Source organism: Spongiibacter marinus, assembly GCF_016906995.1.
Classification (GTDB): domain Bacteria; phylum Pseudomonadota; class Gammaproteobacteria; order Pseudomonadales; family Spongiibacteraceae; genus Spongiibacter; species Spongiibacter marinus.
The window spans coordinates 1-25,175 of the sequence record NZ_JAFBBD010000012.1 but is presented as its reverse complement, the minus strand read 5'-3'; the positions used below and the strand labels follow the sequence as shown (position 1 = coordinate 25,175).

At 56.4% G+C, this 25,175-nt stretch carries 24 protein-coding genes and 1 riboswitch; of the genes, 12 read left to right on the top strand and 12 right to left on the bottom strand.

Features of this window, described 5'->3' with window-relative positions; translation table 11 throughout:
* Positions 1 to 29: 29 nt before the first annotated feature.
* Positions 30 to 512, bottom strand: a complete 483-nt coding sequence (locus HNR64_RS16090) for a YajQ family cyclic di-GMP-binding protein (protein WP_204997430.1) — start codon at positions 510 to 512, stop codon at positions 30 to 32.
* A 103-nt stretch (positions 513 to 615) separates the two neighbouring features.
* Here HNR64_RS16090 and HNR64_RS16085 point away from each other — a divergent pair, with 103 nt between their 5' ends.
* Positions 616 to 1,530, top strand: coding sequence for a 2-dehydropantoate 2-reductase (locus HNR64_RS16085; protein ID WP_204997429.1), 915 nt, complete (start codon positions 616 to 618; stop codon positions 1,528 to 1,530).
* A 52-nt stretch (positions 1,531 to 1,582) separates the two neighbouring features.
* Here the strand turns inward: HNR64_RS16085 and HNR64_RS16080 are convergent, their stop codons facing one another.
* Positions 1,583 to 2,467 carry a fatty acid desaturase family protein gene (locus HNR64_RS16080; protein WP_204997428.1) on the bottom strand — a complete coding sequence of 295 codons (885 nt, stop codon included), beginning with the start codon at positions 2,465 to 2,467 and terminating at the stop codon, positions 1,583 to 1,585.
* Between the two features lie 145 nt (positions 2,468 to 2,612).
* Between HNR64_RS16080 and HNR64_RS16075 the strand changes: the two genes are divergently transcribed.
* From HNR64_RS16075 to HNR64_RS16040, 8 genes are all read left to right on the top strand, one after another.
* Positions 2,613 to 3,626 carry an AraC family transcriptional regulator gene (locus tag HNR64_RS16075; RefSeq protein WP_204997427.1) on the top strand — a complete coding sequence of 338 codons (1,014 nt, stop codon included), beginning with the start codon at positions 2,613 to 2,615 and terminating at the stop codon, positions 3,624 to 3,626.
* Between the two features lie 107 nt (positions 3,627 to 3,733).
* Positions 3,734 to 3,885, top strand: a riboswitch (cobalamin riboswitch).
* A gap of 91 nt (positions 3,886 to 3,976) precedes the next feature.
* The gene (locus tag HNR64_RS16070; protein ID WP_204997426.1) at positions 3,977 to 5,851 is read left to right on the top strand and encodes a TonB-dependent receptor domain-containing protein; all 1,875 of its coding nucleotides are present in this window, start codon (positions 3,977 to 3,979) and stop codon (positions 5,849 to 5,851) included.
* 35 nt (positions 5,852 to 5,886) lie between these two features.
* A complete protein-coding gene (cobO, locus tag HNR64_RS16065) occupies positions 5,887 to 6,489 on the top strand; it encodes a cob(I)yrinic acid a,c-diamide adenosyltransferase (protein ID WP_204997425.1) in 603 nt (200 codons plus the stop codon).
* Positions 6,489 to 7,367, top strand: a complete 879-nt coding sequence (locus HNR64_RS16060) for a cobalamin-binding protein (protein ID WP_204997424.1) — start codon at positions 6,489 to 6,491, stop codon at positions 7,365 to 7,367. The genes cobO and HNR64_RS16060 overlap by 1 nt, the downstream gene beginning before the upstream one ends.
* Positions 7,354 to 8,343: an iron chelate uptake ABC transporter family permease subunit gene (locus tag HNR64_RS16055; RefSeq protein WP_204997423.1), complete on the top strand. Its 990-nt coding sequence runs from the start codon at positions 7,354 to 7,356 to the stop codon at positions 8,341 to 8,343. The genes HNR64_RS16060 and HNR64_RS16055 overlap by 14 nt, the downstream gene beginning before the upstream one ends.
* Positions 8,343 to 9,140, top strand: a complete 798-nt coding sequence (locus HNR64_RS16050) for an ABC transporter ATP-binding protein (protein ID WP_338061865.1) — start codon at positions 8,343 to 8,345, stop codon at positions 9,138 to 9,140. The genes HNR64_RS16055 and HNR64_RS16050 overlap by 1 nt, the downstream gene beginning before the upstream one ends.
* Positions 9,130 to 9,792, top strand: coding sequence for a 5,6-dimethylbenzimidazole synthase (gene bluB, locus HNR64_RS16045; protein WP_204997422.1), 663 nt, complete (start codon positions 9,130 to 9,132; stop codon positions 9,790 to 9,792). Before HNR64_RS16050 ends, bluB begins: the two co-directional genes overlap by 11 nt.
* Complete coding sequence (locus HNR64_RS16040; RefSeq protein ID WP_204997421.1) at positions 9,785 to 11,257, top strand: cobyric acid synthase; 1,473 nt, start codon at positions 9,785 to 9,787, stop codon at positions 11,255 to 11,257. Before bluB ends, HNR64_RS16040 begins: the two co-directional genes overlap by 8 nt.
* Here HNR64_RS16040 and HNR64_RS16035 read toward each other — a convergent pair.
* On the bottom strand, positions 11,234 to 13,264 hold the full coding sequence (locus HNR64_RS16035) for a metallophosphoesterase (RefSeq protein ID WP_204997420.1): 2,031 nt from the start codon (positions 13,262 to 13,264) through the stop codon (positions 11,234 to 11,236). The two genes, HNR64_RS16040 and HNR64_RS16035, sit on opposite strands and share 24 nt — an antisense overlap.
* 29 nt (positions 13,265 to 13,293) lie before the next feature.
* Positions 13,294 to 14,931, bottom strand: coding sequence for an alkaline phosphatase D family protein (locus HNR64_RS16030; RefSeq protein ID WP_239547928.1), 1,638 nt, complete (start codon positions 14,929 to 14,931; stop codon positions 13,294 to 13,296).
* Positions 14,932 to 15,003: 72 nt separating this feature from the next.
* On the opposite strand from HNR64_RS16030, the gene HNR64_RS16025 reads away from it, so the two are divergent.
* A complete protein-coding gene (locus HNR64_RS16025; protein ID WP_204997418.1) occupies positions 15,004 to 15,480 on the top strand; it encodes a hypothetical protein in 477 nt (158 codons plus the stop codon).
* 17 nt (positions 15,481 to 15,497) lie between these two features.
* Here the strand turns inward: HNR64_RS16025 and cobC are convergent, their stop codons facing one another.
* The 3 genes from cobC to cobU are packed head-to-tail and all read right to left on the bottom strand — an operon-like array spanning position 15,498 to position 17,673.
* Complete coding sequence (cobC, locus tag HNR64_RS16020) at positions 15,498 to 16,106, bottom strand: alpha-ribazole phosphatase (RefSeq protein WP_204997417.1); 609 nt, start codon at positions 16,104 to 16,106, stop codon at positions 15,498 to 15,500.
* On the bottom strand, positions 16,103 to 17,152 hold the full coding sequence (gene cobT / locus HNR64_RS16015) for a nicotinate-nucleotide--dimethylbenzimidazole phosphoribosyltransferase (RefSeq protein ID WP_204997416.1): 1,050 nt from the start codon (positions 17,150 to 17,152) through the stop codon (positions 16,103 to 16,105). The genes cobC and cobT overlap by 4 nt, the downstream gene beginning before the upstream one ends.
* A gap of 2 nt (positions 17,153 to 17,154) precedes the next feature.
* A complete protein-coding gene (cobU, locus tag HNR64_RS16010; protein WP_204997415.1) occupies positions 17,155 to 17,673 on the bottom strand; it encodes a bifunctional adenosylcobinamide kinase/adenosylcobinamide-phosphate guanylyltransferase in 519 nt (172 codons plus the stop codon).
* A 128-nt stretch (positions 17,674 to 17,801) separates the two neighbouring features.
* On the opposite strand from cobU, the gene HNR64_RS16005 reads away from it, so the two are divergent.
* Entirely contained in the window at positions 17,802 to 18,356 is a 555-nt protein-coding gene (locus tag HNR64_RS16005) for a cob(I)yrinic acid a,c-diamide adenosyltransferase (RefSeq protein WP_204997414.1), read from the top strand.
* Position 18,357: 1 nt separating this feature from the next.
* Here the strand turns inward: HNR64_RS16005 and HNR64_RS16000 are convergent, their stop codons facing one another.
* The 4 genes from HNR64_RS16000 to HNR64_RS15985 form a co-directional block, all read right to left on the bottom strand.
* Positions 18,358 to 19,236 carry an ROK family protein gene (locus HNR64_RS16000; protein WP_204997413.1) on the bottom strand — a complete coding sequence of 293 codons (879 nt, stop codon included), beginning with the start codon at positions 19,234 to 19,236 and terminating at the stop codon, positions 18,358 to 18,360.
* A gap of 37 nt (positions 19,237 to 19,273) precedes the next feature.
* A complete protein-coding gene (gene ampE / locus HNR64_RS15995) occupies positions 19,274 to 20,125 on the bottom strand; it encodes a regulatory signaling modulator protein AmpE (protein WP_204997412.1) in 852 nt (283 codons plus the stop codon).
* Positions 20,126 to 20,160: 35 nt separating this feature from the next.
* Positions 20,161 to 20,709 carry a 1,6-anhydro-N-acetylmuramyl-L-alanine amidase AmpD gene (ampD, locus tag HNR64_RS15990; protein WP_204997411.1) on the bottom strand — a complete coding sequence of 183 codons (549 nt, stop codon included), beginning with the start codon at positions 20,707 to 20,709 and terminating at the stop codon, positions 20,161 to 20,163.
* Between the two features lie 123 nt (positions 20,710 to 20,832).
* Positions 20,833 to 23,097, bottom strand: coding sequence for a DUF1631 domain-containing protein (locus tag HNR64_RS15985; RefSeq protein WP_204997410.1), 2,265 nt, complete (start codon positions 23,095 to 23,097; stop codon positions 20,833 to 20,835).
* Between the two features lie 399 nt (positions 23,098 to 23,496).
* Here HNR64_RS15985 and nadC point away from each other — a divergent pair, with 399 nt between their 5' ends.
* A complete protein-coding gene (nadC, locus tag HNR64_RS15980) occupies positions 23,497 to 24,336 on the top strand; it encodes a carboxylating nicotinate-nucleotide diphosphorylase (RefSeq protein WP_204997409.1) in 840 nt (279 codons plus the stop codon).
* A gap of 51 nt (positions 24,337 to 24,387) precedes the next feature.
* Here the strand turns inward: nadC and HNR64_RS15975 are convergent, their stop codons facing one another.
* Complete coding sequence (locus HNR64_RS15975; protein WP_204997408.1) at positions 24,388 to 24,894, bottom strand: pilin; 507 nt, start codon at positions 24,892 to 24,894, stop codon at positions 24,388 to 24,390.
* Between the last annotated feature and the right edge of the window lie 281 nt (positions 24,895 to 25,175).

Below are 25,175 nucleotides of genomic sequence, written 5' to 3'. Positions count from 1 at the left end.
CTGCGGCCCAGAGGCCGGAGTCGGTGCAATCAATCGCGAAAATTATTGAATTGCAGGGGCTGCTCTAGATCAGCATCGCGCAACAGCGCCATTACCTGCTGGAGGTCGTCGCGTTTTTTACCGGTGACTCTCACCTGATCACCCTGAATTTGGCTTTGCACTTTCAGCTTGCTGTCTTTGATCAGCTTGATGATCTTGCGGCACAGATCCGACTCCAAACCATTTTTCATGGTCACCCGTTGCCGCACTTGCTTGCCGTAGCCTTCCATGTCGCCCAGTTCCATCGCCTTCGGGTCGATCTTGTTCTTTATCAGGGTGCTGCGCAGTATGTCTTCCATCTGAGTCAGCTGAAACTCCGCCTCCGCCAACACCGTGGCATTGAGCCCCTCGCGCTCGAAGCTGGCTTCAACACCGCGAAAATCAAAGCGGGTATCCAACTGGCGGTTGGCCTGATCAAGGGCATTGGTAAAGGTGTGCAAATCCACTTCAGACACGATATCAAACGACGGCATTCAGGTTCTTCCTATACAAATGAACGGGAACAAGTGTAACAAGGGCTGACGCGCGCAAACAGCACCGTTGCTCCACACCGCGGCCATCACGTAAGCTGCCACCATGACCTCACACCGCTCACATTGGCACATACTTGGCGCAGGCGCGATAGGCAGCCTGTGGGCCAGCTACGCCGTTAAACATGACCTGCCAACCACATTGCTGCTACGCAGCGACGAACGACTTTCGCAGTTTAAAATGGCAGGGGGAATTCTCGCGACTCTGGCAGGGAGTGCTGAACTGCTGCCACTGGCGGCAGAGTCATGCGAACAAAACGGCCCGCCGATAGCGCGTTTACTCCTTACCACCAAAGCACCAGACAGCTTGTCAGCCGTCGCGTCTATCAGCCCTCGCTTGGCCTCGGGTGCCTGCGTGGTACTGCTTCAAAATGGCCTGGGCGTGCGCGAAGAATTGCTCAAACTTCGGCCCGACCTGCAGTGCTATCACGCCGTCACCACGGAAGGAGCATTTCGCCCCGCTCCTTTTCAGGTCGTGCACGCGGGTCGCGGTCGCACGCTGCTTGGCGGCGGCTCAAATGATAAAGCCCTGGCGAGAGAACTCAGCGTCGGGCCGCTCGTTGTTACCCCCGACCCGAACATCGAGCAAGCCCTGTGGCGCAAGCTCATTATCAACTGCGCCATCAACCCCTTAACGGCGCTGTATCGCTGCCGCAACGGCGAGCTGTTGGACAATCCTCAGGCGCTTCAGCAACTGCACGGCGTCATCGACGAGGCGCTCTGCCTGGCGCCGCATTTGCAACTCGGCGATGTCTTTGACGGCCTGCGGGAGCAAGTCTTGGACGTCGTCGCAAATACCGCCCTCAACCGCTCATCGATGTTACAAGACATCGAGTCCGGTCGCCGCAGTGAGATCGACTACATCACGGGCTACCTCTGTCGCGTGGCAGAGCAACACGGTATTGCCATGCCCATCAACCGGCAGCTGCTAGAGCAACTAAAGGCCCTTCCGGGCCAATAAGCCACAGGCTTCTGTACCCAGCCGCAGACCCAGGCATTTGCCACCGTGCCCATCAAGGCTCCACAGGTTCGCGGCTAAAAATACCGATAATCGGCGTTTGCTCTGCGCGCAAAATCGGCTCGATTTCCCTGTGAACGGCGTGATAGCGATAAAACGGCACGCGGGGAAAGAGGTGATGAATGGAGTGCAGGTTTTGTCCCAGCCAGAACCATTCAAATGGCTTCATCCAACGCGGCATGATCATACTGCAGGTATTGCGGTAGCGTTCAGCGTCGCGGTAAGGCAGGTGCGGACGATACGCAAACCAGTAGGCCGTAAAGAAGCCACCAAGGAAGTAGCCCACGATCAATAATGCAACAATCGCCGGCGTGGCCACCCACGCCACCAAGGCGATACGCCAGCTCACAGAAAACGCAATTTCACCCAAATAAATCAACCGCTCGCGGCCAGACACCTTGTGCCAGCGGGTCGCATAAAGGAAGCGGTTTTGCAGCCAAAAAAACCGCAGGCCCGTCACCAGAAAGGCCCACCACCCGTCGCCCATTTTGTGGAGCATATAGTCCGGGTCCTTACCCTGCTGATTGGTATAGCGGTGATGGGTAAAGTGCTCCACCGTGTGCGATGCGTAAGGGATCATAATAATGGGGGCAACAACAAACCCACAGGCATCGTTCAGCCATTTCAACGATGCATGATCACCATGAATATTCGCGTGGGTGGCTTCGTGCAAAGGCGTGTAGGCCATGTAGGTGAGCGCGGCATACACCAGCGTCGCCAGCCACCACGGCACCACACCGGCGATGAACAGTGCCAAGTTAGCAATAAAAGCACCGACAACTAACATAGTGAGTAGCACCGTTGGCCAGGCAAACTCTCCCATGTAGCGCTTGGCCACCACAATAGCCCGCCGATTAGCTGTGCTATGATTCTTTTCCACCGATTATTCTCCGAGCATTGATGACAGGCCAGCACACTACAGACAGCGTCGCTCAACCAGAAGGGCATTTCTGGCCGTCATCAGGGCATAGCAGACCACCACACATCGCGTGCCGGCTGGGGCGGCAGACGGAGCTGGCCGGGCGATGAACGCGGATATTCTTCACCCAATTACCATGGCCCAGGTCATGGTCAACTTTGCAGCCGAGCGCGGCGTTAGCCAACAATGCTGCCTGCTAAACACCGGTATTTCCGACAGCGACCTTGCCGAAACAGAAAGCCTGATTACCCGCGAGCAGGAAATGCAGGTCATCGCGAATGTGATGCATGCCCTTGGCGGCAGCCCCGCCATCGGGTTTGAACTGGGCCTGCGCTACAACATCGCCACCTTCGGCTTATGGGGCTTCACGCTTCGCACCTGCCGCAGCCTGCGAGATGCCGTGCAACATGCCATGCGCTATCTGCCGCTAAGCACTGCCTACTGCCAACTGAGCCTGATCGACAACGACACGCACTTCGGCGTTGTCCTCAACGGCGATACGATCCCACTGGAGCTCAGGGAATTTCTGAAGCTTCGAGATTTGGCAACTGCGCTTAATTTACTGCGTGAACTGGGTTTGTCAGGCATTACCGTGCAAGCCGTGGAGCTGGACTTATTGCAAACCGCGGAGCTTGAGAAAAGCGAGACCTTAGCTGCCTGGAACCCACATTTCGCTGCACCGCGAACCGCCGTGTTAATCGCCCCGGAAGACGCCGACCGACCGCTTCCCACTTACGATCCGCACCTGGTGAGAATGCTGGAAGACCAGTGCCGCACGCAATTGGCACGTCGGCAGGAAACTGGAACCGCCGGACAAGTCCGTCGCCAAATCCTCTGTCAACTCGGGCTAAGCGCAACACTGGAAGACACGGCGGCAGCACTGGCGATCTCACCGCGCAGCCTGCGTCGTCGCCTTGAAGAGGAGAACACCAGCTTCCGGCAACTGGTTGATGACGAGCGACGCTCACTCGCCGAGCAACTGCTAAAAAACTCCCTGATGACGCTGGAAGAACTCGCCGCCCAGCTCGGATACCTGGATACAGCAAGCTTCACCCGCGCCTTTCGGCGCTGGCACGGCCAGTCTCCGGGCCAATACCGCAAAACCCACAACATCAAATAACCGCTTCGCAGCGCTGCAGCATACTGGTAACCCTAAGCAAATTCTTCGCACGCTAATAGCAACGTGCCGATGTATACAATTTGACAACGCCTTCGCGCCCGAATAGAGTTGCGCCGCCTGTGTTAGGTGCCCAAAGACATTAGTTTGAGGGTTAAACGGGAAGTTCGGTGAGTCGACCACTCGACAAGACCGACGCTGCCCCCGCAACGGTAATCACCTTTGGTGAGAGCCCGGAACCGGCCTAATCAGTTATCACCCGATGTAGCGGAGGGCTTCATCAGCGGTCATATACTTGTATATCACCACTATCCCTCCCTCATTGCTTCCTATTTTTAGCTTTGAGGTAAGTCATGAAAAACCGTCCACTTGCTGTGAACACTGCTCTGCTTGCAGCCTTATCCAGCCCGCTGATTACCAGCGCTGGTGAAATAGAAACTACCGTCGTTACCGCCACACGCACTGAGCAAAGCATTGCCGAAGTACTGGCGCCGGTCACGGTATTCGAGCGTGCCGATATCGAACGTATCGCACCCCTAGACCTGCAGGAATTGCTTTCTCGCGCCGCTGGCATCAGCTTCGTGCGCAACGGTGGCCGCGGCGCCGCCACCAGCTTGTTTGTTCGCGGCAACCAAAGCAACCATACGCTGTTGTTGGTTGACGGCGTGCGGGTAGGCTCAGCAACACTGGGCAGCCCCTCGCTCACTAACTTGCCCCCGGAGCTGATCGAGCGCGTAGAAATTGTTCGCGGGCCTCGCTCAGCCTTGTATGGTTCCGAGGCGATTGGCGGTGTCATTAACATCATCACCAAGAAGTACCACGACACCGATGGTGTGAAACCTTTTGCACAACTTAGCGCGGGCACCCAGGGCACTGTTAAAACGGTTGCTGCTGTGAACGGCGGAAACGCCGACACTCAGTTCAGCCTAAGCGGCTTGTACGAGGAGACCGACGGCGTCGACAACACCACAAGCAAGGCGCTGCGCCACGGCGATGACGACGGTTTTGAGCAGCAGGCTATCAATTTCAGCGTGTCACATCGCTTTAACGCACGCGCCAAAGTTCACGCGCTGTACCAGCACAGCGATAGCGAGAGCGAATACGACACCAACTGCTACTCACCGTTTCCCAATAACTTTGGCTGCGAGCCCTACACAGACAGCACAGTGACCGTCGCGGGTTTGCGCGGTGAATTTCAGCTAAGCGACAACTGGGCACTGAAGCTCACCGCGGGCCAATCTACCGATGAAAGCCAAACGCGCTATCGCTATCGCGACCCCGCGTTGGTTGCCGCGAATCTTCGCGGCGATGTATTCGAAACAACTCGCAAGCAATTCACCGCCCAGAATGACTGGCAGCTCGGTAAACACCACGTACTCACCCTGGGCGGCGAGCATATTAATGACGAAGTCGACAGCACGCTGAGCTACGGCAAAGACGAACGCGAGAACAATGCAGGCTTTGCGCAATGGCAAGCCGACTATGGCCGCATCGACTACGCACTGGGCTGGCGCCATGACAGCAACGAGCAATTTGGCTCTCATGACACCCGCAACGCCGCCGCCGGATTGGACTTACCCATGGGCATGAAATTGATCGCCTCCTACGGCGAGGGCTTCAACGCCCCCACTTTTAACGACCTGTACTACCCCGGCTACGGCAACCCCAACCTCGAGCCTGAAAGCTCAAAAAACCGGGAACTGGAGTTGCGCGGTAAACACGCCTGGGGACAGTGGAGCGTTAACTATTTCATCAATGACGTGGATAAGCTCATTCAATACAACCCAGCCACCTTCGGGCCGGACCAAATTGAATCAGCGCGCATCGAGGGCCTGGAGCTAAGCATAGCAACCGTAGTAAGACAGTGGCATATCGAAGCCAATGCAACGCTCTTGGATACCGAAGACAAAAATTCAGGCAAGGAGTTGCGCCGCCGTGCCGATAGCCAGGTGAACATCGATGTTGACCGTCAATGGCAGCAATGGGGAGTCAATGCCAGTGTTCGCTTGACCAGTGACCGCTACGAAAACACCAGCAATACCGACGAATTGCCGGGCTACGGCCTGGTCGATGCCGGTGTTTCCTACCAGATCAATGACAGCCTCAAGTTGCAACTGCTGGTAAAGAACCTGTTTGACAAAGACTACGTTAGCGCCAGACACTTCAGCCTCGGCAACTATGAGTCAATTGGGCGTGAAGCCCTGCTAAGCGTGACCTACGCCCCCTAAGGCGAACGCGTAGACTGCGATGGAGCTCCGTCACAATGAATGAAGAAGAGAAGCGCCACCAACAGCGCATGCAGAAGAAGAAGGCACTGATCGACGCCAAGGTCGCGAAAGCGACCGAAGAGCGCGGCGTGCTTATCGTCTTAAGCGGGCCGGGCAAGGGGAAATCCAGCTCGGGCTTTGGCACGGTGATTCGCTGTATTGGTCACGGCTACAAGGCCGCGGTGGTGCAGTTCATCAAGGGGACCTGGGATTGCGGTGAGAGAAATTTCTTGCAACAGCGCTGTCCCGAGGTGCCTTTCATTGTGATGGGCTCCGGTTTTACCTGGGAAACACAAAGCCGGGAACGCGATCGCGAAGCCGCTCAGCAAGCCTGGCAGCAAACGAAAACACTGTTGAACGATGCTTCATTACACTTAGTGCTGCTCGACGAACTGACCTACATACTGAAGTACGGATACATCGACGCCGAAGAAGTCTACGAAGCGCTGCGCAACCGCCCTCGGGAGCAGAGCGTGATTATTACTGGCCGTGGTGCGCCGCCAGCCCTCAAAGAACTGGCCGACACCGTATCGATGATCGATGATAAAAAACACGCCTTTCGCGCGGGCATTAAGGCGAGAAAAGGCGTGGAGTATTGATGCGCCGCCTGCTTGTCGTACTCAGCCTACTGCTCGCGCACATAGCCAGCGCTGGCAGTGAGCGCTGCGTTGACGATGACCGCAACGTAAAGGTTTGCCTGGATGCTCCGGCTGCGCGCATTATCGCTCTGTCACCCGGTGCGACGGAGCTGCTCTATGCCGCAGGCGCGGGCGATAAATTAATCGCTGCCGTCAGCTTTAGTGACTACCCTGATGAAGCGAAAGCCCTGCCGAGAGTGGGCAGCTACAACCGTTTTGACCTCGAAGCGATTCTCAGCTTAAAACCGGACCTGCTAATCGGCTGGCACAGTGGCAACCCGACAGAGCAACTGGCGCAACTCGAAGCACTGGGGCTTAAGGTGTATTACAGCGAGCTGCGCGGCTTTGACGATGTTAGTCGCACCCTGCGCCGTTTTGGCGAGCTGGCCGGCAGCGAGCCCGCAGCAAATGCCGCCGCCGAGCATTTTGACCACGGCATATCCGCCTTGCGCAAGCAGTACCAGAACGCTGAGAGCGTTCGCGTTTTTCAGCAAATTTGGGTTAACCCCTTAATGACGGTTAACGACCAACACCTCATTAGCGAAGCGACACGCCTGTGCGGCGGCATAAACGTCTTTGGCAACCTGCCGCGCTTGGCTGCTCGCATCGACCACGAGGCCGTGTTAGCCGCCAACCCCGAAGCCATTATCGCCGGCGGCATGGGAGAAGAAAATCGCAGCTGGCTGGACGACTGGCGCCCCTACTCAGGCCTGCTGGCCGTGCAGAGAGATAATCTGTTCTTTATTCCACCCTCTACTCTGCAACGGCCAACACCAAGACTCCTCAGCGGCACCCGTATGCTGTGCCAGCACCTGGACACCGCACGTGGCCGCCGCTAGCTATCACACCCCGCGCCTGCTACCCGCACTCGCCCTACTCAGCCTCGGCGCGCTGTTGGCCGTTGCGCTTAGTGTAAGCACTGGGAGTGTCGCCATTAGCACCGCGGAGCTGTGGGCGGTGCTGCAAGGAGAGGGAGACCCCCTGCATCACACCCTGATATTCGACCTACGATTACCACGCAGCCTCGCCGCGTTTGCCACCGGCGGGCTACTGGCCGTGGCGGGCGCACTTATGCAAGTGCTGCTGCGCAACCCGCTGGCGGATCCCTATGTTCTCGGCCTTTCCGGAGGCGCGGCGGTGGGCGCCCTTAGCGCCATGCTGCTTGGTCTGGGCAGTGCGGCGGTTTCAGGCTCGGCATTCATCGGCGCCATTGTATCGGCGATCACGGTATTCGGCTTAGCCCACGGCACCGGCAGCTGGACACCCACACGCTTACTGCTTACCGGTGTGGTTATTGCGGCGGGATGGGGAGCCGTGGTCACCTTTATGCTTGCCATTGCCCCCACCGAAAGCCTGCCCGGCATGCTGTTCTGGCTGATGGGGGATCTCGCCTATGCTCGCAGCCCGTGGCCAGCACTGACGACTCTGCTCGCTCTGTCTCTGCTTCTGCTGCCACTCGGGCGCAGCCTCAATGCAATGGCGCGCGGCCCGCTGCAAGCAGCGGCGCTGGGCGTTGCCGTTAAGCCCATGGAGTGGAGTATTTATATTGCCGCCAGCCTACTCACCGCCTTGGCGGTCACCACCGCCGGCAGCATCGGCTTTGTCGGCTTGGTCGTGCCACACATGCTGCGGCTGATACTGGGGAATGACCAGCGGCTGATTCTCCCCGCCTGCGCCTTGGCAGGCGGTGCACTGCTCACCTTGGCAGATACGCTGGCCAGAACCATCATCGCACCAGAGCAATTACCTGTTGGCGTTATCACCGCCCTGCTCGGCGTTCCCACCTTCTTGCTACTGTTATACCGGAGCCGATAGTGAGCGAGGTCTTGTTACAAGCCGCCCAGCTTTGCATTGATGTGCCGGGTCGCAGCGATGGCAGCGAGCTCAACTTTGCGATTCAGCGCGGCGAAGTTTGGGGCGTTCTCGGCCCCAACGGCGCGGGTAAAACCACCCTACTCCATACCTTGGCCGGGCTGCGCAAACCTCGTAAAGGTTCGGTATATCTCGCAGGTTCGGCCATTCAACGGCTGCGCCGGCGGCAAATCGCCCAGCAAATGGCGGTTGTCTTTCAGGAGCGCTCGGACAGCTTCCCGGCAACGGTGATGGAATCGGTGATGATCGGCCGCCACCCCTTCTTAAGCGCCTGGGATATGGAGTCTGCCGAGGACCTTGAGATCGCTCGCGCAGCACTTGCGCGAATGGAGTTAAGTGGCATGGAGCAGCGCCTGGTGAGCAGCCTTTCCGGCGGTGAAAAACAGCGCCTGGCCATTGCCACCGCCATGACTCAGCAAGCGGATATTTGGCTGGCCGACGAGCCCGGCAATCACTTGGATCTTCACCACCAAGTTGCGGTCATGTCGATGATGCGCGAACAGGCCGCACAAGGAAATGCCGTTCTGCTTTGCCTGCACGACATCAACCTGGCAGCGCGTTACTGCGATCAGCTACTTCTGCTCTACCCCGACGGCAATGCCTGCTGGGGAGACGCCTCGATCATGCTGCAAGCCCCCGCCCTGGAAAAACTGTATCGGCAACCACTTACCGTACTCGAAGACCAAGGCCAGCGCGTTTTTATTCCCCGCACTCAGCGACATACCGGCAATGAAAACTGACTTTAGCCGCGACGATATCGACGCCATCTATCGCGTGATTGCCGCGCGGCGGGATATGCGTCACTTCACCGGTGGCGAGATTGACGACACCACACTGACACGCCTGCTAAGCGCCGCACACCAAGCGCCCAGCGTCGGCTACATGCAACCCTGGCGATTTATCCGCATCCGCAAGCCCCGGCTCCGGGAACAACTCTATGACCTGGTGCAGCAGGAGATCACTGCCTCAGCCGAGGCACTGGAAGAACGCGGTAGTGAGTTTTTACAGCTCAAGGTAGAAGGTATACGCGAGTGCGCCGAACTCATTGTGGTGGCACTGTGCGACCAGCGAGAGCGCTACCTGTTCGGCCGCCGCACGCTGCCGGAAATGGACCTGGCGTCCGCCGCCTGCGCCATACAAAACCTTTGGCTGGCTGCACGCGCCGAAAACTTAGGGATGGGCTGGGTATCGCTATTTGAGCCAGAACCCTTGAAGGCACTGCTAAAAATGCCGGCCGGTAGCCACCCCATTGCCCTGCTATGTCTGGGACCCGTAGAGGAATTTTACGACCGCCCAATGCTGGAAACGGCGCAGTGGGATCAACGCCGCCCCCTCCACACACTCATTATGGAGGATGGCTGGCAAACCGAGAACGAGGCAGACGATGACTAATACGCTAATGGTTCAGGGCACCACCTCCGATGCCGGCAAAAGCGTTCTCGTCGCCGCACTGTGTCGCGCCCTGCATCGCCGCGGCTTACATGTCGCGCCGTTCAAGCCACAGAATATGGCGCTTAACAGCGCCGTCACCCCCGATGGCAAGGAAATCGGCCGCGCCCAGGCCGTGCAGGCACGGGCTTGCGGACTACCCGCCCACAGCGATATGAACCCGGTTCTGCTTAAACCCAACAGTGACACCGGCGCACAAGTGATAATTCACGGGCAGGCCCTGCGCAATATGGAGGCGCAGGACTACCACGGCTATAAAGCGACTGCACGAAAGGCGGTATTAGCGTCCCACCAGCGCCTTACTCAACAATATGACTGGGTTGTGGTGGAGGGCGCCGGCAGCCCCGCTGAAATCAATCTTCGCGCGAACGATATTGCCAACATGGGGTTTGCAGAAGCGGTTGACTGCCCGGTGATACTGATTGCGGATATCGATCGCGGTGGCGTTTTCGCGCATTTAGTGGGCACGCTGGAGTTGTTGTCAGAAAGCGAACAAGCGCGGGTTGTTGGGTTCGTCATCAACCGTTTTCGCGGCGATATTGCCCTGCTGCAATCCGGGTTGGACTGGTTGGAAGCGCGCACCGGCAAGCCCGTATTAGGTGTACTACCCTATTTGCACGACCTGCACCTGGAAGCCGAGGATGCCATTGATACCCAGCAAATTCGCGAGGATATCAGTTTGCGGGTGGCGGTACCTGTATTGCCCCGCACCAGTAATCACACCGACTTCGACGCCCTTCGCCTGCACCCCAATGTTGACCTTTGCTTCGTACGCAAGGGCGAGGTACTGCCGCCTTGCGACTTGCTCATCCTACCCGGCAGCAAAAGCGTGCGCGCTGACTTACAACAGCTGCGCGACAATGGCTGGGCCGATCAGCTCAAACGTCATTTGCGTTACGGTGGCAAAGTGTTGGGGATTTGCGGCGGCTTTCAAATGCTGGGCAGTGAACTGCACGATCCGCTGGGTATTGAAGGCCCGGCCGGTAGCAGTGAGGGCTTAGGCCTGCTTGATATCACCACCACACTGGCCAGCGAGAAAACCCTGCGCCAAGTCAGCGGGCACTGCCATCTAAACGGCAAAACGACCTCAATCCGCGGTTATGAAATTCACGCTGGGGTCAGTGAGGGCGCCGGCCTCAAGCGCCATTTTGCCGATTTGGGAAGCCACCTTGACGGCGCCATCAGCGAAGACGGACAAGTACTGGGCAGCTATATCCACGGTTTGTTCGACGATGACCACGCTCGGCAACAGCTGCTCACCTGGGCTGGTGCCACCGAGCAGGCTGCCTACAATTACGACGCGGTCATAGAAACGAATCTAGACCGCATTGCCGACAGCGTGGAGCAGCACATCGATCTCGATAAACTGCTCCGTAGCTGCTCACTAGAATTCAGACAGTCCCGCTAAGGCATCAAACAGCGGTCGCAACAGCAGTTGATCCAGAGCGCCGATCAGCGGATCCAACTGAGACAACAGCAAGTTATCAATATGGAAGCCCAATTCTCGGGTGACGGCCAGCAAAGCGCTGCTCAGGAAGGCCGGCCCCAAACCGATGGCCTGAGTCACTTCAGCCGGCGCAAACTGCTCAATGGGGATCACACCCACGAGAATATTATTCAACAGGTCTTCCACAGTAGAAGACAGCACTTGCCCCAGCTCGCTAACGCTGACATTGCCGATGGCGTCGATGCTGCGGCCCACGTCCAGTAATAGCTCGGACAGCAGGGCAAAGCTACCACCCACCACTGGGACGATACCGGCCTCTTCTTCAATGGCATCGACTATGCCCTGAATATTGCCAGCCAGGCCCCGCAGCGGGTCAGTCAAACTGCGCAAGTCTGCCGCCTGCTGCTCACCACCTTGGTTATTGGCGGCTTTGAAAGCATCCAGTGCCGGCGCTAACTGGTCAAACGGCGCGGGTAAATCATCGCGGTCGGCAATGGCTTGCAACTGCTGCAACGAGTACAGCAACGCCTGCGACGCCCTGGCAGAACCCGCCAGTATCAATTCCGGGTTTTGCTCAGTCGCAGCAGCTTGGGCGCCACTTGCCAGCGCGTCCACAACTTCAATCAAGCCTTCCGTCGCAGCGCCCAGCGAGGCGATGACTGCCGCCAAATTCTCTTCTGGTACGGCTGCAGCCAAACCATCAAAACCAGCGCGCAATTGCTCCTGTACAGGGTCGAGGTTGCCCTGCTCCGACGACACGTCAAAGCTCGGATCGCCCTGCAGGGGGTTGCTAAAGGCATCGCTTGCCGCCAGTCCCTGTGAGGGCTGTTGCGGTGTTTGACGGCCATAAGCCGGCTGGGGGTCGGAGAGCGAGCCCAGTCCTAAAGCAGGGTCATTGGGATCAACCTCATAGGCCTCGCCACGCATGCGGTCGCCTTTGATTTCTACCCAGAAAAACCCGTAGCTGTCGCCGCGCTCGTAGAACACGGGGTTTTCGTCGCGCCGCACCAGGCTGCGGGTTTTACTTCCCGCGCCAGATAGAATGAACTCCGTCTTTCCACACGATGGCGTCGGCATTAGCCACTGCAGGTCGTGGTCGTGGCCCGCAAAGAAAAAGTCGGCACGGTCACACATGGTTTCTTCTAAGAAGGCCTTGTAGCGCTCGCCCGCGAGAACCGGCAGCAAGAAGCCGGGGACGCCGTCATAATTACCGGCATTGCCGTGGCTGCCATTGGAAACATAGGGGTGGTGAGCAAACACCATTTTCCATTTGGCCTGACTGGCATCGATTGACGCTTTCAACCAACGCGCCTGCGCCAGACCGTAACTGTTGTAGGCGTAATTTTCATCGCTATCGGGGAAACCGCCAGCCACCTGGCTGGAGTCAATGGCGAAGAACTCCACCAAGGGCTGGCCATTTTCCTGCTGCCCCTGAGTAAAACGGTAGTAGCGATCAGGCATCTTCCAGCGGTCACTGGCACGGGGCGCATCGGGGTGTTCGCTGTCGCGATAATGGTAGTCAACCTGGAAATCACCGTTGGCATTTCCCGCACCATCGCCACCGAAAAATTCGGTGTTGTCGTGGTTACCCAAAACAAAATAGAACGGCAGATCAACGGGGGCAAAAGGCTGTTCAAACTTTTCTTCGAACTGGCTATCCATCACCGAGCTCACCCCGGACTCATAGATATTATCGCCCAATCCAAGAACAAGGTCGCACCCGCGAGCCGCGCAGACTTTTTCAATCGCCTGCCCGACTGCATAGGCACCATCGCTGCCGCTGCCGCTGTCACCCAGCAAAATAAAGCGCAGGGTGTCGGCGTTGCCATCAACGGGTTGCTCAACGCTGTTATCAACACCAGGCGTCGAAACGCTATTACTGCTTGATGAGGAACCACCGCAGGCACTCAAGGCCACCGCTGCGCCAAATACCAGAGCGCGACCCAGTGCGTTGTACAAATGAGACATTTATCTACTTCCTTTTCTACTACAGCGGCTTAGCTACGCGGGCGGCTCACTGGGGTGTCTTCGACTAAGCGGCTGCTGCCGGCATTCACAGACAGTGTTTTGACCTTGTCCATTTCCACCCCGGACTGGTCAGCACGACTGATATCAGCAGCGTAGTAATACTCCGCCTGTGTGCGTTCGCGAGTGACATCCATCAAGATGAAACCCTTGTTTTTCAGGTCGGTATATTTCATGTGCGGGTTCGCCACGGGCAGAACTGCCGATACCAACTCGGCGGCGCCGTCTGGGAAGCCGGGCGAGGTAATACTGCTGGTCACGAACTCGACGGCCAAGGGCTCATCCAATACACCGCTGGTCAAGATCGCACTGCTTTTATACACCTCATTCGCCCAACTGGTGTGGATATCACCGGTTAGAATTACAGTGTTTTGAATACCTTGCTCGTCGATGAAATCGAGTATCTCTTCGCGCTCGGTGGGGTAGCCGTCCCATTGGTCCATATTGACGGCAATGAGGGGGCTGAAATCGTTAGTCGGGACACCTGGCAGCAGGCGTTGCAGCTCGAGGATCTGCAGCTGCGCAAACATGACTTGCTGACCGACGAATTTCCATATCCCCTGAGACACCGCCAACTGATTTTTAAACCAGTCTTTTTGCGTTTGCCCCAGCAGGTCACGCTGCTCAATGCGCGCCGGATCAACCGGGTTATCAAGCTGCTTTTCCCGGCCTTCCAAACGGGTATCGAGCATGACAAAGTCAGCCAGATCGCCAAAGCGGAAGGCGCGGTAGATGCTGTCCTGACTTGCGGTTGGCGGACGGATCGGCAGCCATTCAAAATAGGCCTGAATCGCTAAGCGTTTGCGCTCAAACCAATCACCTTCGCCCTCATTGTGATTGTTCGCGCCATCTTTATAAGAATTGTCGGTGGTTTCATGGTCGTCCCACACCGTAACGAAGGAGTGGGTGGCATGAGCGGCCTGAAGGTCGACGTCGCGACGGTATAACGCATAGCGGCGCCGGTAATCGTCCAGGCTGACAATTTCATGGGCCGGATCGAGCAGACGTTCTGGATGGTCGCCGTACTCATCCTGGCCATACTCGTAGATGTAGTCGCCCAAGTGCATGACAAAGTCGAGGTCGGCGCGGTTTGCCATCATGCGGTATACCGAGAAGTAACCGTGGGGATAGCTGCTACACGAGCACACGGCAAAGCGCAGGCGGTCAGTGTATTGACCAGGCAGGGGCAAGGTTCGCGCGCGGCCAACCGGTGAGCTGCTGTCGGCACCTTTAAACCGGTACCAGTAGCGTCGGTCAGCCAGTAGGCCGGCAGCGTCAAACTTTACTGTGTAGTCGCGATTGGCATTACTACTCAGGGTTTCTGAAAGCACAATGCGCTCGAAACCCGGATCTTCGGCGATTTCACACAGCACCGTAATATCGCCGGTGTGGCCAAGCGCTGGCGTTGCTCGCGTCCATAAAATTACGCGGTCGTCCAAGGGGTCACCACTGGCAACACCGTGTTCAAACCGCAGCCCCGCACTTGGCGTTACGCCGCCACCGGTACCACCGCCACCGCCGCTGTTATTGCTACCGCCCCCGCAGGCTGTCAGTATAGGTATGCCAATGCTGGCAGTAGTAAGCGCTTTGATAAATAGTCGGCGATCCATAGTGTACTCGTTGTCATCAAACAGGGCGTGAAGCATGCAAATCTCGCACGCAGAGGAGCCTACTGCCCAAAGATGACAGTTATGTTTCTAACGAGCTACCTATTTATGTGTATTTTTCCCTTTGCATTACGCCGCATTTTCGCAGTGTTCGCCGCAGCGATAGTGCTGGCTTCCTGCAGCCAGAAGCCCATCGCATTTACCGACTACACCGTGCAAGAACTGTTAAAGAAAAACATCGCCGAATTGGCTGAGCCCGCATTTTTCGAGTTGGAGAGTGTCGAGGTATTGAATAAGAACGACGGCGGCGAGTCCGCTAGCGCTGACGTCTATGTGACGCTGCGCTTCCCTGAAGACTTCGACACTGTGGTCGGCATGCGAAAGCTCGCGCCTTTCAATATGGAATACAAACAGTACAAAAGCAGCTTTGGTAGTTTCAAAGCCGGGGAAACCCAGCGCCATCACGCCCGTTATCAATTTGTGCGCCGGGACGGCAAGTGGTTTATTGCAGGCAGTAAGGCGCTATCCGCCCCGAAAATCGAACGCCCGTAATCCACGCCACTGAAGGCCTAGCCGTGGCTATGCAACTGCACCCACGGCTCCCGACCATCTTGGTGGTAAATATGAAAGCGGCTAAAGCCGGCATAGGGCACCGATAGCCGCGTCATTGCGCCCATTGGCATACCCAACCAATGGCATATCATCACGCGGATAACCGCGCCGTGCACCACCAGCAACACCGACCGCCCACTGTGCTGCTGAGCAATGGCATCCAGTGCTCCTGTCACCCGCTCGCAAAAGTCACTCATCGCTTCGCCATTGGGCGGGCTGGCCGAATCCGGTGACTGCCAAAACTTGCGCCATACCTCTGGATCTCGCTGTTGGGCTTCACTGTGCGGCAGCCCCTCCCAGTCGCCAAAATGGATCTCGCGCAAGTTCTCGTCCACCGATAGAGCGATGCCGCGTTTGCTAGAAAGTTCTTCAGCAAAACGCGCACAGCGTTGCAACGGCGAGGTGACAATATGATCCCAGTGAGGCTCGTCCACGCTGGCGACTTTGTCACGCATTTGCGACCAGCCGGTTTCGCTCAAGGCAACATCGGTACTGCCGCGAAATATCTCGCCGCCCTCGCAGGCGCCGTGACGCAGCAGGTCAATACGGCTGCTTGTTACCGTCACGCGTCGCTACCTCGACTTACTCCGGCTTGTTCAAAGCTAGCCATATCGTTGTGCAGTCGACAGGCCGCACGCAAAATTGGCAGAGCCAGTGCGGCACCGCTGCCCTCGCCCAAGCGCATATCCAGCTCTAACAGCGGCTGCGCATCCATTTTCGCTAACAGCCGCTTGTGGCCGGGCTCAGCAGAGCAGTGAGAAAAGAACAACCACGGTCGAATAGTGGGGTTCACCTTCACGGCAGAAATTGCTGCCGCCGTGCAAATGTAGCCATCAACCAAAACGACGATGCCTTTCTGCGCGGCGCGAATATATGCACCTACCAAGGCGTTAATTTCTAATCCACCGATACGCCGCAGGGTTTCGACCCCGTCTTTCATATGCGGCAAGTGCCGCGACATTGCCCGCGTGACCACCGCCGCTTTTTTGGCTAAGCCCTGCTCACTAATACCGGTGCCGCGTCCCACCATTGCCGTTGCCGACAGCCGCGTGTGCGCCACCGCAAGTGCCGCAGCAGAGGTACTGTTGGCAATACCCATCTCACCGCCGAGGAAGATATCAATATCCCCCGCCTCATCAATAATATCCCGGCCCACGGCAAAGGCCTCCAAGCACTGCTCGCGATCCATCGCCTCGGTGACACACATATTTTGTGTTCCGGCAGCCACGCGCCGATCAACCACATTGGGCAGGTCTTCAATCGCGTACACTGTTCCCGTGTTCACCACTTTAAACGACGCACCGACGCTGTCGGCCAACACACTGATTGCCGCGCCACCGCTGGCGAAATTACGCACCATCTCGGCGGTTACCGTTTGGGGATACGCCGACACGCCCTCGGCAGCGACGCCGTGATCAGCGGCAAAAACTGCGATAAACGCCCGATCAAGCCTGGGAGTCAGCGTGCGCTGAACCGCCGACAGTTGCACAGCTACATCTTCTAGTCGCCCCAGAGCGCCACGCGGCTTGGTCAAATTGTCTTGATGCTGCTGCGCAGCGGCGCGCATTTCCTCGTCCGGCTCTGGCGCCGCCTCTAAATACCACTCAGTCACGGTTATTTCCCTTTTAACACTTGTTCCAAGCCTGCTGTAACAAATACCACCCGGTCGGCGACAGCGGCGATATCCTGATGTAGGCGGCCCGCTTCATCTACAAAGCGGCGAGTCAGCGCTCCAGTGGGGACAACGCCTTGACCAACTTCGTTGCTGACCAGTATCACCTGCCCTGGATTACGCTGAATACACTGCAGAAACCCGGCTCTTACACCCTGCCATTGCTGCTCATCATCTTTAATGAGCCAGTTGCTCAACCACAGCGTTAAACAGTCTACCAAGATGCATCGGTTTTCAGCAGCGTGTTCGGCGATGGCTTGGCAAAGCTGCTCAGGCGCCTCAACGGTGTGCCAACCGCAGCCTGCACGCTGCTGCCGATGATGGGCAATACGTGCAGCCATTTCAGCATCCCCCGCGGTTGCTGTGGCGATGTAGATCAATTCCCGGCCACTGTCGCAGGCGCGCTGTTCCGCCAAGCGGCTTTTGCCAGACCGCGCACCACCTAAATATAATTCCAGCACCCTGACTCCTATTATCGTTTTTATGGGCACTCGGCTGCCCAGTTTCTGTAAGTCACGTATACTTACGCCGGCAGCGAAATTCCGCACCGGCACGTCATTCTACAAGACAGCAGTCAGCAGAGGGAAATATGGGACACCGTTTATCCAAGATTTATACCCGCACCGGAGACGACGGGACAACGGGCTTGGGCGACGGCTCGCGAATTGACAAAGATCACGCCAGAATGGAGGCGATAGGCACGGTAGATGAGCTCAATTCACAAGTGGGCGTACTGATTGCCGAACTCCCCGAGCAAGACGACTACGCTCGCCTACTGGCACGCATTCAGCACGACCTTTTCGACCTTGGCGGTGAACTCGCTGTACCGGGCTACACCCTGGTTAGTGCAGAGCGCATCGGCGAACTTGAAGAGAGCCTGGACACCCTCAACGACGACCTGCCGCCACTGAAGAACTTTATCTTACCCGGCGGCAATAAACCTGCCGCTGCCTGCCACCTTGCTCGAGCCATTTGCCGTCGCGCGGAGCGCAGCCTTGTTGCCCTGCACCGCGAGACAGCCATCAACGACACTAGCAGGCAGTACCTCAATCGCCTCTCTGACTTTCTATTTGTGATGGCGCGATTACTTGCGCGCCGCAATGGCGACAACGAAGTACTTTGGCAACCCGCCGATAAACGCTAACTCACCACAACCAGGCCGCACCGCGCACACCGCTGCTATCACCGTAGCGCGCGGGCAATAATTGCGTGCGGCATTGATCACTGAATACCCACTTGCCCCATAATTCAGGCACCTTGGTATAGAGCAGTGGAATATTAGAAAGGCCACCGCCTAACACAATCGCTTCTGGGTCGACCGTATTGATGACTGATGCCAGGGCTCTGGCCAGCTTTTCGCAGTAATCGTCAAGCTGCGCACGAGCGCGCTCGCTACCGGCTTCGGCGTCAGCCACAATGCCTTGTACGTTCTCAGCACACCCCTGATTCCGCTGGTAACTCTGCAGCAGACCTGCGCCGCTGAGGTAGGTTTCTATGCAGTCGCGGCGACCACAATAACACTGACGCCCCTCGTCAGCGCCTGGCATAAGGTTATGCCCCCACTCTCCCCCGATGGCATTTGCGCCCACGTGAAGCTGCTTAGAAAACACGAAGCCACCGCCAACGCCGGTCCCAATAATGACACCAAAGACACTGCTCGCATTCTGCCCCGCGCCGTCAACCGCCTCAGACAAGGCGAAACAGTTCGCATCGTTCGCTAGGCGCAGCGGGCGCTGCATCAACGCCTCTAAATCCCGCTGTAGCGCTTGCCCGTTCAAACAGGTGGTATTGCAATTTTTCATCCTGCCGTCGACCGCTGAGGCGGCGCCCGGCGTGCCAATACCAATACTGCCCGCCTGGCCGAGCGTCGTTTCAACGCGTTCAACAAGGTCGGCAATAGCACGGAGAATGGAGGCGTAATTATCGCGAGGAGTCGGCGTGCGTTGCCGGTAAAGAATGTCGCCGCCGTCGTCCATGGCGACGGCCTCAATTTTGGTGCCGCCGAGATCAATGCCAATACGCATGCCTAGGGCCTGTTAACACTCATTGTTTTAGCACGCCCTAGAACAACTGCATTAACGCCATCACGGCGATCCAACACAGTAGGCTGCGAGAAAGTAACTGCTGCACTTTTTGCAACTCTTGCGCTGCCTGCTGAACGAATTGATCACCATCGAGCTCAGCGTTCACCGCTGAGGCCATAGAACAGCTTCCCAGCTCATCCAGGTAAGCGTCGCTGGGTAGATCCCCCAGCACCATAGCCCGCCATTTCCCAAAGCACCCCTCGAAATCGCCAATCAGTGCGAAGGCAAAACCGAGAAGGCGGGCGGGCAACCACTCCAGGTAGTAGAGTAAGTTTTTACTTAAATCCCGCTCTTGCTGACTGGCAAGGGCATCTTGCGCGGTCATGAACACCAAACGGTAGAGCAATGCCGCTGCCGGTCCCAAGGCAAAAAACCAAAACACCACCGCAAACCAGCGCTCAAACCCCTGATAGAACACGGCCTTGCGCACGGCGTTGTGCATTTGCAGGGCATTGTCCGCACCGCTGTCACAGAGCTCCTCACTAAAGTGCTGACCATAGAGGAAGGCCCCTTCTAAATCTCCGCGCTGCCAGCTGTTTAGGTAGAGGCGCAGCTGTATTTGAAAGTCTCCCCTTCCCAGGCTGTATAGCAATACCGCCACGCTAATTAAGAACAGCGGTAAGCCAAAAACGAGCGGAGCAATCAACCACAACAGCAGCGCCAGTAATAACACCGGCACTAATACAAAAAGCCCCAAACGAAGAGCGGGACTGGCAAATCCTTTCAGCAGCTGACGGTATTGCACCACCCAACTATCGCGCTGGAACAGTTCCGCGCTACCCCAGAACTGTACCGCACCCCAAGCGATCAAAATCGCGAAAAATTCCATAGTTAATTTCCACTCATTACCGCTACAGGAAGGCGTTAAGCTAACAAGGCGCGCAATTTGTCCCAGTTAAAGGCCGGCCCCGGATCGGTTTTTCTTCCGGGCGCAACATCACAGTGCCCAACGATACGCTCTAGATTAATTTTTGGAAACCGCTGACGCAAGGCGCGCGTGACTGCCGCTAACTCGTGGTACTGCCGCTCGGTATAGGGGCGGTGGTCTTCACCCTCCAGCTCAATGCCAATACTAAAGTCGTTGCAGTTGTCCCGGCCACAAAATTGCGACACCCCCGCATGCCAGGCGCGATCTAGCAGGGAGACAAACTGGAAGCACTCGCCTTCTCGGTCAATGAATAAGTGCGCCGAGACCTTCAACTCCTGAATATCGGCCAGCGCCGGATCCTGACTGCAGTCCAAGGTATTACAAAAAAACTGCGGCACGCAGCCCGTGCCAAACTGCCCGGGTGGCAGGCTGATATTGTGGATGAGCAGAAGGTCAATCTCCTCCCCTTCGGGGCGAGCATTGAAGTTTTCGGAGGGGGTTTTGCGGGCGTGTTCAAACCACCCATTTTTATCAATCGTGTACATCTGCACTCCCGCGTTTCTGCGGGAAAGTGTAACAGGCCATGAGAAATTTAGTGAGGCCGGACAAGCCCAGCCGCGCAGTACTTAAGGCGCCTCTGATTAATTCGGTGATAACTCAGAGATGCCTTAACTTAGCGGCTTGTCGTGCATGTCGCGCAGGTTACTAATCACCGACTCCAGTGCCCGGTCAAACATTCTGTCGTCTTCGATCAGCACGATATCGCCGTCAACCACTGCTGATCGCAGGGTATCCATATCGTATTCAGCGACTTTAATTCCAGCGCGATTGACGAAGATGTACTTACCAATGCCGTTAATCACTGCCGCCAAGCGGCTACGCAGCATTTTTCCGTCGTCTTGACGCAAGTCCACCCAGTTGCCAACGCGCAAGGCCTCAAGCGCCGCGGCGGTGCTTGCCGCATCGTCAATCGGCGACTCATTTGAACCTAACTCAGGCTCAACCGCCTCAGCGGCAATAACGTTTTCCGTTGATACCACCGCTGGCTCATCGAGCTCTGCCAAGGCGGCGTCCAAATCTTCTAATGCTTGCTCTTCATCTGCCGCGCGCGGTGCCGACGCCGCCTCATTTCGGCTTAATTTGGCTAGATGTAAACGCTCAAGCTGCTCAAACCACTTACCGGTTTCGAACGCATTTAGCGACACCCGATTAAATCCGAGTCGAAGCGTTTCGATCAACACCGGCAGCGCGGTAATCAGCTCATTGCGGTGTCCAGCTTCATTATTTGGGGCAACGCTCCACAAAAAGCGCTCAACAAATTGCACTTCGTCTTTGAAACTTGCGCTCTCGGGACCAGACTGCACATAGCTTAGGAACAGTACTTTGCTCCAGCCGTCTAACAAGACTTTGCGGGCCACCGGAGGGTAATCCACCTCGCTGAGCTTGTCTTCCAGCAAGCCGGAAATATATGAGCGCGCCGCCTGGGCAGTTGCCCGACCGCCCTCTGCGTTGATTGTGCGCTGAGCCACCAACTCGGCGCGACGCTGGGCCTTTTCCTGAAACTTACCAAACTCCGTCAAAACGTCGACGAAAACCTGAGTGTCTACACCGAAGTCGCCCAGAATACGCATGACGACTTCTTCGAGCTTTTTATACAGCGGGTCTTTTTCGGGCGTGGAAACAGGCGACCAACCAATACCCGCGCCAACGATCGCACTGAGCAACTTTCTGGCCGGGTGCTCTTCTCGACTAAAGAAGCTCTTATCCAGCATCGCCATTTTTAGAATGGGGATCTGCAAGTGAGCCAACAAGCGCTTCAGAGGATCGGAAAGCCCATCGCCTTCGAGCATATACTGGAATAAGGTACCGACGAAATGCACCGTATCCTGATCTCTCTCGAGGGAGAGCGCCGACGCATCATTTTGAGAAACTCGGCTCACCTCACGGAGGCGAGAGACCAACTTTTGCGAAATCTCCAGAAATGCGTGACTGTCGTTTGCCGCACCCCGGGTTTTCAAGTGGCTAAACTGCTCGTCCTGCATATCTTGCAGGGCGACCATAAACGACGGCTTGGAAAGGGTCGCCGACTCATTCGCAGAGGCCTGTTGAAAGACCTCGTCCATGGCATCGACTAATTGATTTACTAACTCTGCGGCCGGCCGCGAGCTCCCTTCATCCGCTGCCCCGGAAGGCTCCGTTGCCGGCGAGGACTCATCTTGGCGCTGCCGAGGCTCAGGCCGCTCTGATTCCAAGGCGGCGCCGCTTGTCTCCAACACCGGCAGCATCACAGCAAATAACTCGCCGTAGCGGGAGATGATTTGGCTGTCGAACATCTTAAACAGTATTAAACGGGCTTTGATATCGATATTCAGGTCGCGGCATGCCTCGCTGAAGGCCTTGGCAATTTTTGCCGGCCCCATTGGCAACTCCGCCGCACTGATACTTTCGCCACCAACACTGTGTTGCCAGGCAACACTCAACTGCCACAATTGTTGCAAGTGCTGGCGCTCGGCTTTCTTCGCCATGCCTTCAATAGCAACCAGCTCTTCCAGAGCATCTGACTCAAGCAGCTTTAACTTAGCTCGACCTCGGTCTGCAGCGCCGTTGACGGCGGCGTTCAGCTGATCCGTAAAATTGTCGCGAAGTTTTGTGCTAAATTTTTGCTCTATCACTTGGCGATGAACGCGAATTTCACGCATCGAGTCAAAATAAAGATGCTGTTCTTTGGCACTGCTCGCTTCATCCGCAAGCTCAAAGAGCGTGTCATCAACATCGTCCAATAAGCTGGTAAGACGCTCTGCCAAGAATAACTGACATTTCTCACGCAGGGCCGCCATACCGGCAGGCAACTCGGCCACACTGGCTGTAACAGCGCCGGGTGTCGGGTCTCTGCGTGTGGTTAAATCCACAACATTGTTGGGTTTATCAGTCATTTTGATTTCTGCCAGCCATCTGTCGAACTGCTAGTATTCTATTTGTACGTTGTATCTCGATATGCAGCGGCAATACGTTGGAAACCCACCGTTCGGGATACGACCTTAGCCGTCCTTGCTTGCTTCAACCCTTCCTAGGTCACACAGTTATACCAAAGTGTCGTTGAGTCGTCAGTAGCGAATTATGCATATCTGCCCACTCAACTACACCTATACCTCCCATCTTGGTAAACTCCGCCTGCGCCGCGCATCCGCAACCGTTCACTTAGGCGTTTTATAGCAGCTGCCATTTCCCTGCGACCAGCGCGGGAAACTACCTAGAAGACTAGGGGCAACTGTGTTGTTGCCAGCGGAATCGCCGTAAATTTTTATCAGTAAATTTGCCATTGAGGCCTATCCATGCCCCTCCCGACAGCCACTGAAAACGACGTTCAATCCGCTGTACGCGCAGCACTGAAGGAGGATATCGGCAGCGGTGACATCACCGCCATGTTAATCCCGGACACAGAAATCGCCGCGGCAAAAATTATCAGCCGAGAGGCAGCGGTCATATGCGGGCAGGCCTGGGTAGACGAAGTATTTCGGCAAATTGATAACTCAGTCACAGTTACCTGGCACGTCAAAGACGGGGACCGCGTTGAGCCGAATAGCGTGTTATTCGAGCTACAAGGAAAAGCCAGAAGCCTGCTGACCGGTGAGCGCAGTGCTCTCAATTTCCTGCAGCTGCTTTCTGGCACCGCCACTACCTGCCGTGACTACGCCGACATTGTGGCGCATACCCAGGTCAAACTTCTGGACACCCGCAAAACCATTCCCGGCCTGCGCACCGCGCAAAAATACGCTGTAACCTGCGGCGGCTGCCATAACCATCGCATCGGCCTTTACGACGCCTTCCTTATTAAAGAGAACCACATTGCAGCTGCCGGCAGCATCGCCAACGCCATCGCGGCTGCCCGCCAGCTGGCACCAGGCAAACCCGTGGAAGTTGAAGTAGAGTCATTGAACGAGCTGGAACAAGCCCTCGACGCCCGCGCTGACACCATTATGTTGGATAACTTCAGCCTGGACGATATGCGCAAAGGCGTGGACCTTACCGCAGGTCGCGCCAAACTAGAGGCCTCGGGGAATGTTAGCAAAGCCACACTGGCAGGCATCGCTGAGACCGGCGTTGATTACATCTCGATAGGCGCATTGACTAAGCATGCCAGGGCGGTGGATTTGTCGATGCGGCTTACTTAGCTGCTAAGGTGCCTAGTGATTAATTCACTAGGCACCAGAAAGGAAAAACTACTAACGACAATTAGAAGGTTTATACTTATCATTCACTGGAGAAGCGGCAGCATCAATACTACACGTCCAATTAACTTGAGCACCAGCATTAGCCACTGCATTAAGTGCCAAAGCGGTAGTGCCGTCAGGGCCAACAGGAGTCAGCACCAATACATTTTCAGTAGCAGGCAGAACTGAAGTCTCGTACGTAATCGTTATTACTCCAGTCTCACCACTGGTGATTGAATCCACGTTAATATTGCCCGCCAACGCTGTGGTGTCTAGCACTGATGCACCCAAAGCCCCACATGTAGCCGCATCTGTGCAACTCATATCACGCGGCCCCTGACTCTGAAATGTTTCTGTGATTGCAGTCTTCAGCGCGGAAGACAGCGTCAGCCCCTCAGCAACCTTTGCCCTAATTGTGTAATCCTGATAAGCAGGCAGTGCCACTGCAGCCAAAATACCAATAATCGCCACCACGATCATCAATTCAATTAAAGTAAAACCTTTTTGAACTTGCTTCATAATCTTCTCCAAATACTTATTAAATCCGATTGATACCTATCAATCTCAAGAGGGTCATGCACCTATCATGCCAAACTAAAACCAACCACTCCGCTACGATCCCCCAGCAGCGCGCCCCCCGGGGCCGACAGTTTTTGTCACTCGGATACAATTTCCGTCACCCCAGAGACATAATATGCGGACAACACCTAGGGAAGGTCTGCACAACCTCTCCCTTTTATAAAATATCGCCAAATTTCCGCGTCAACGGCGTAAAACGCAGCAATCCTCAGTTCATCTCA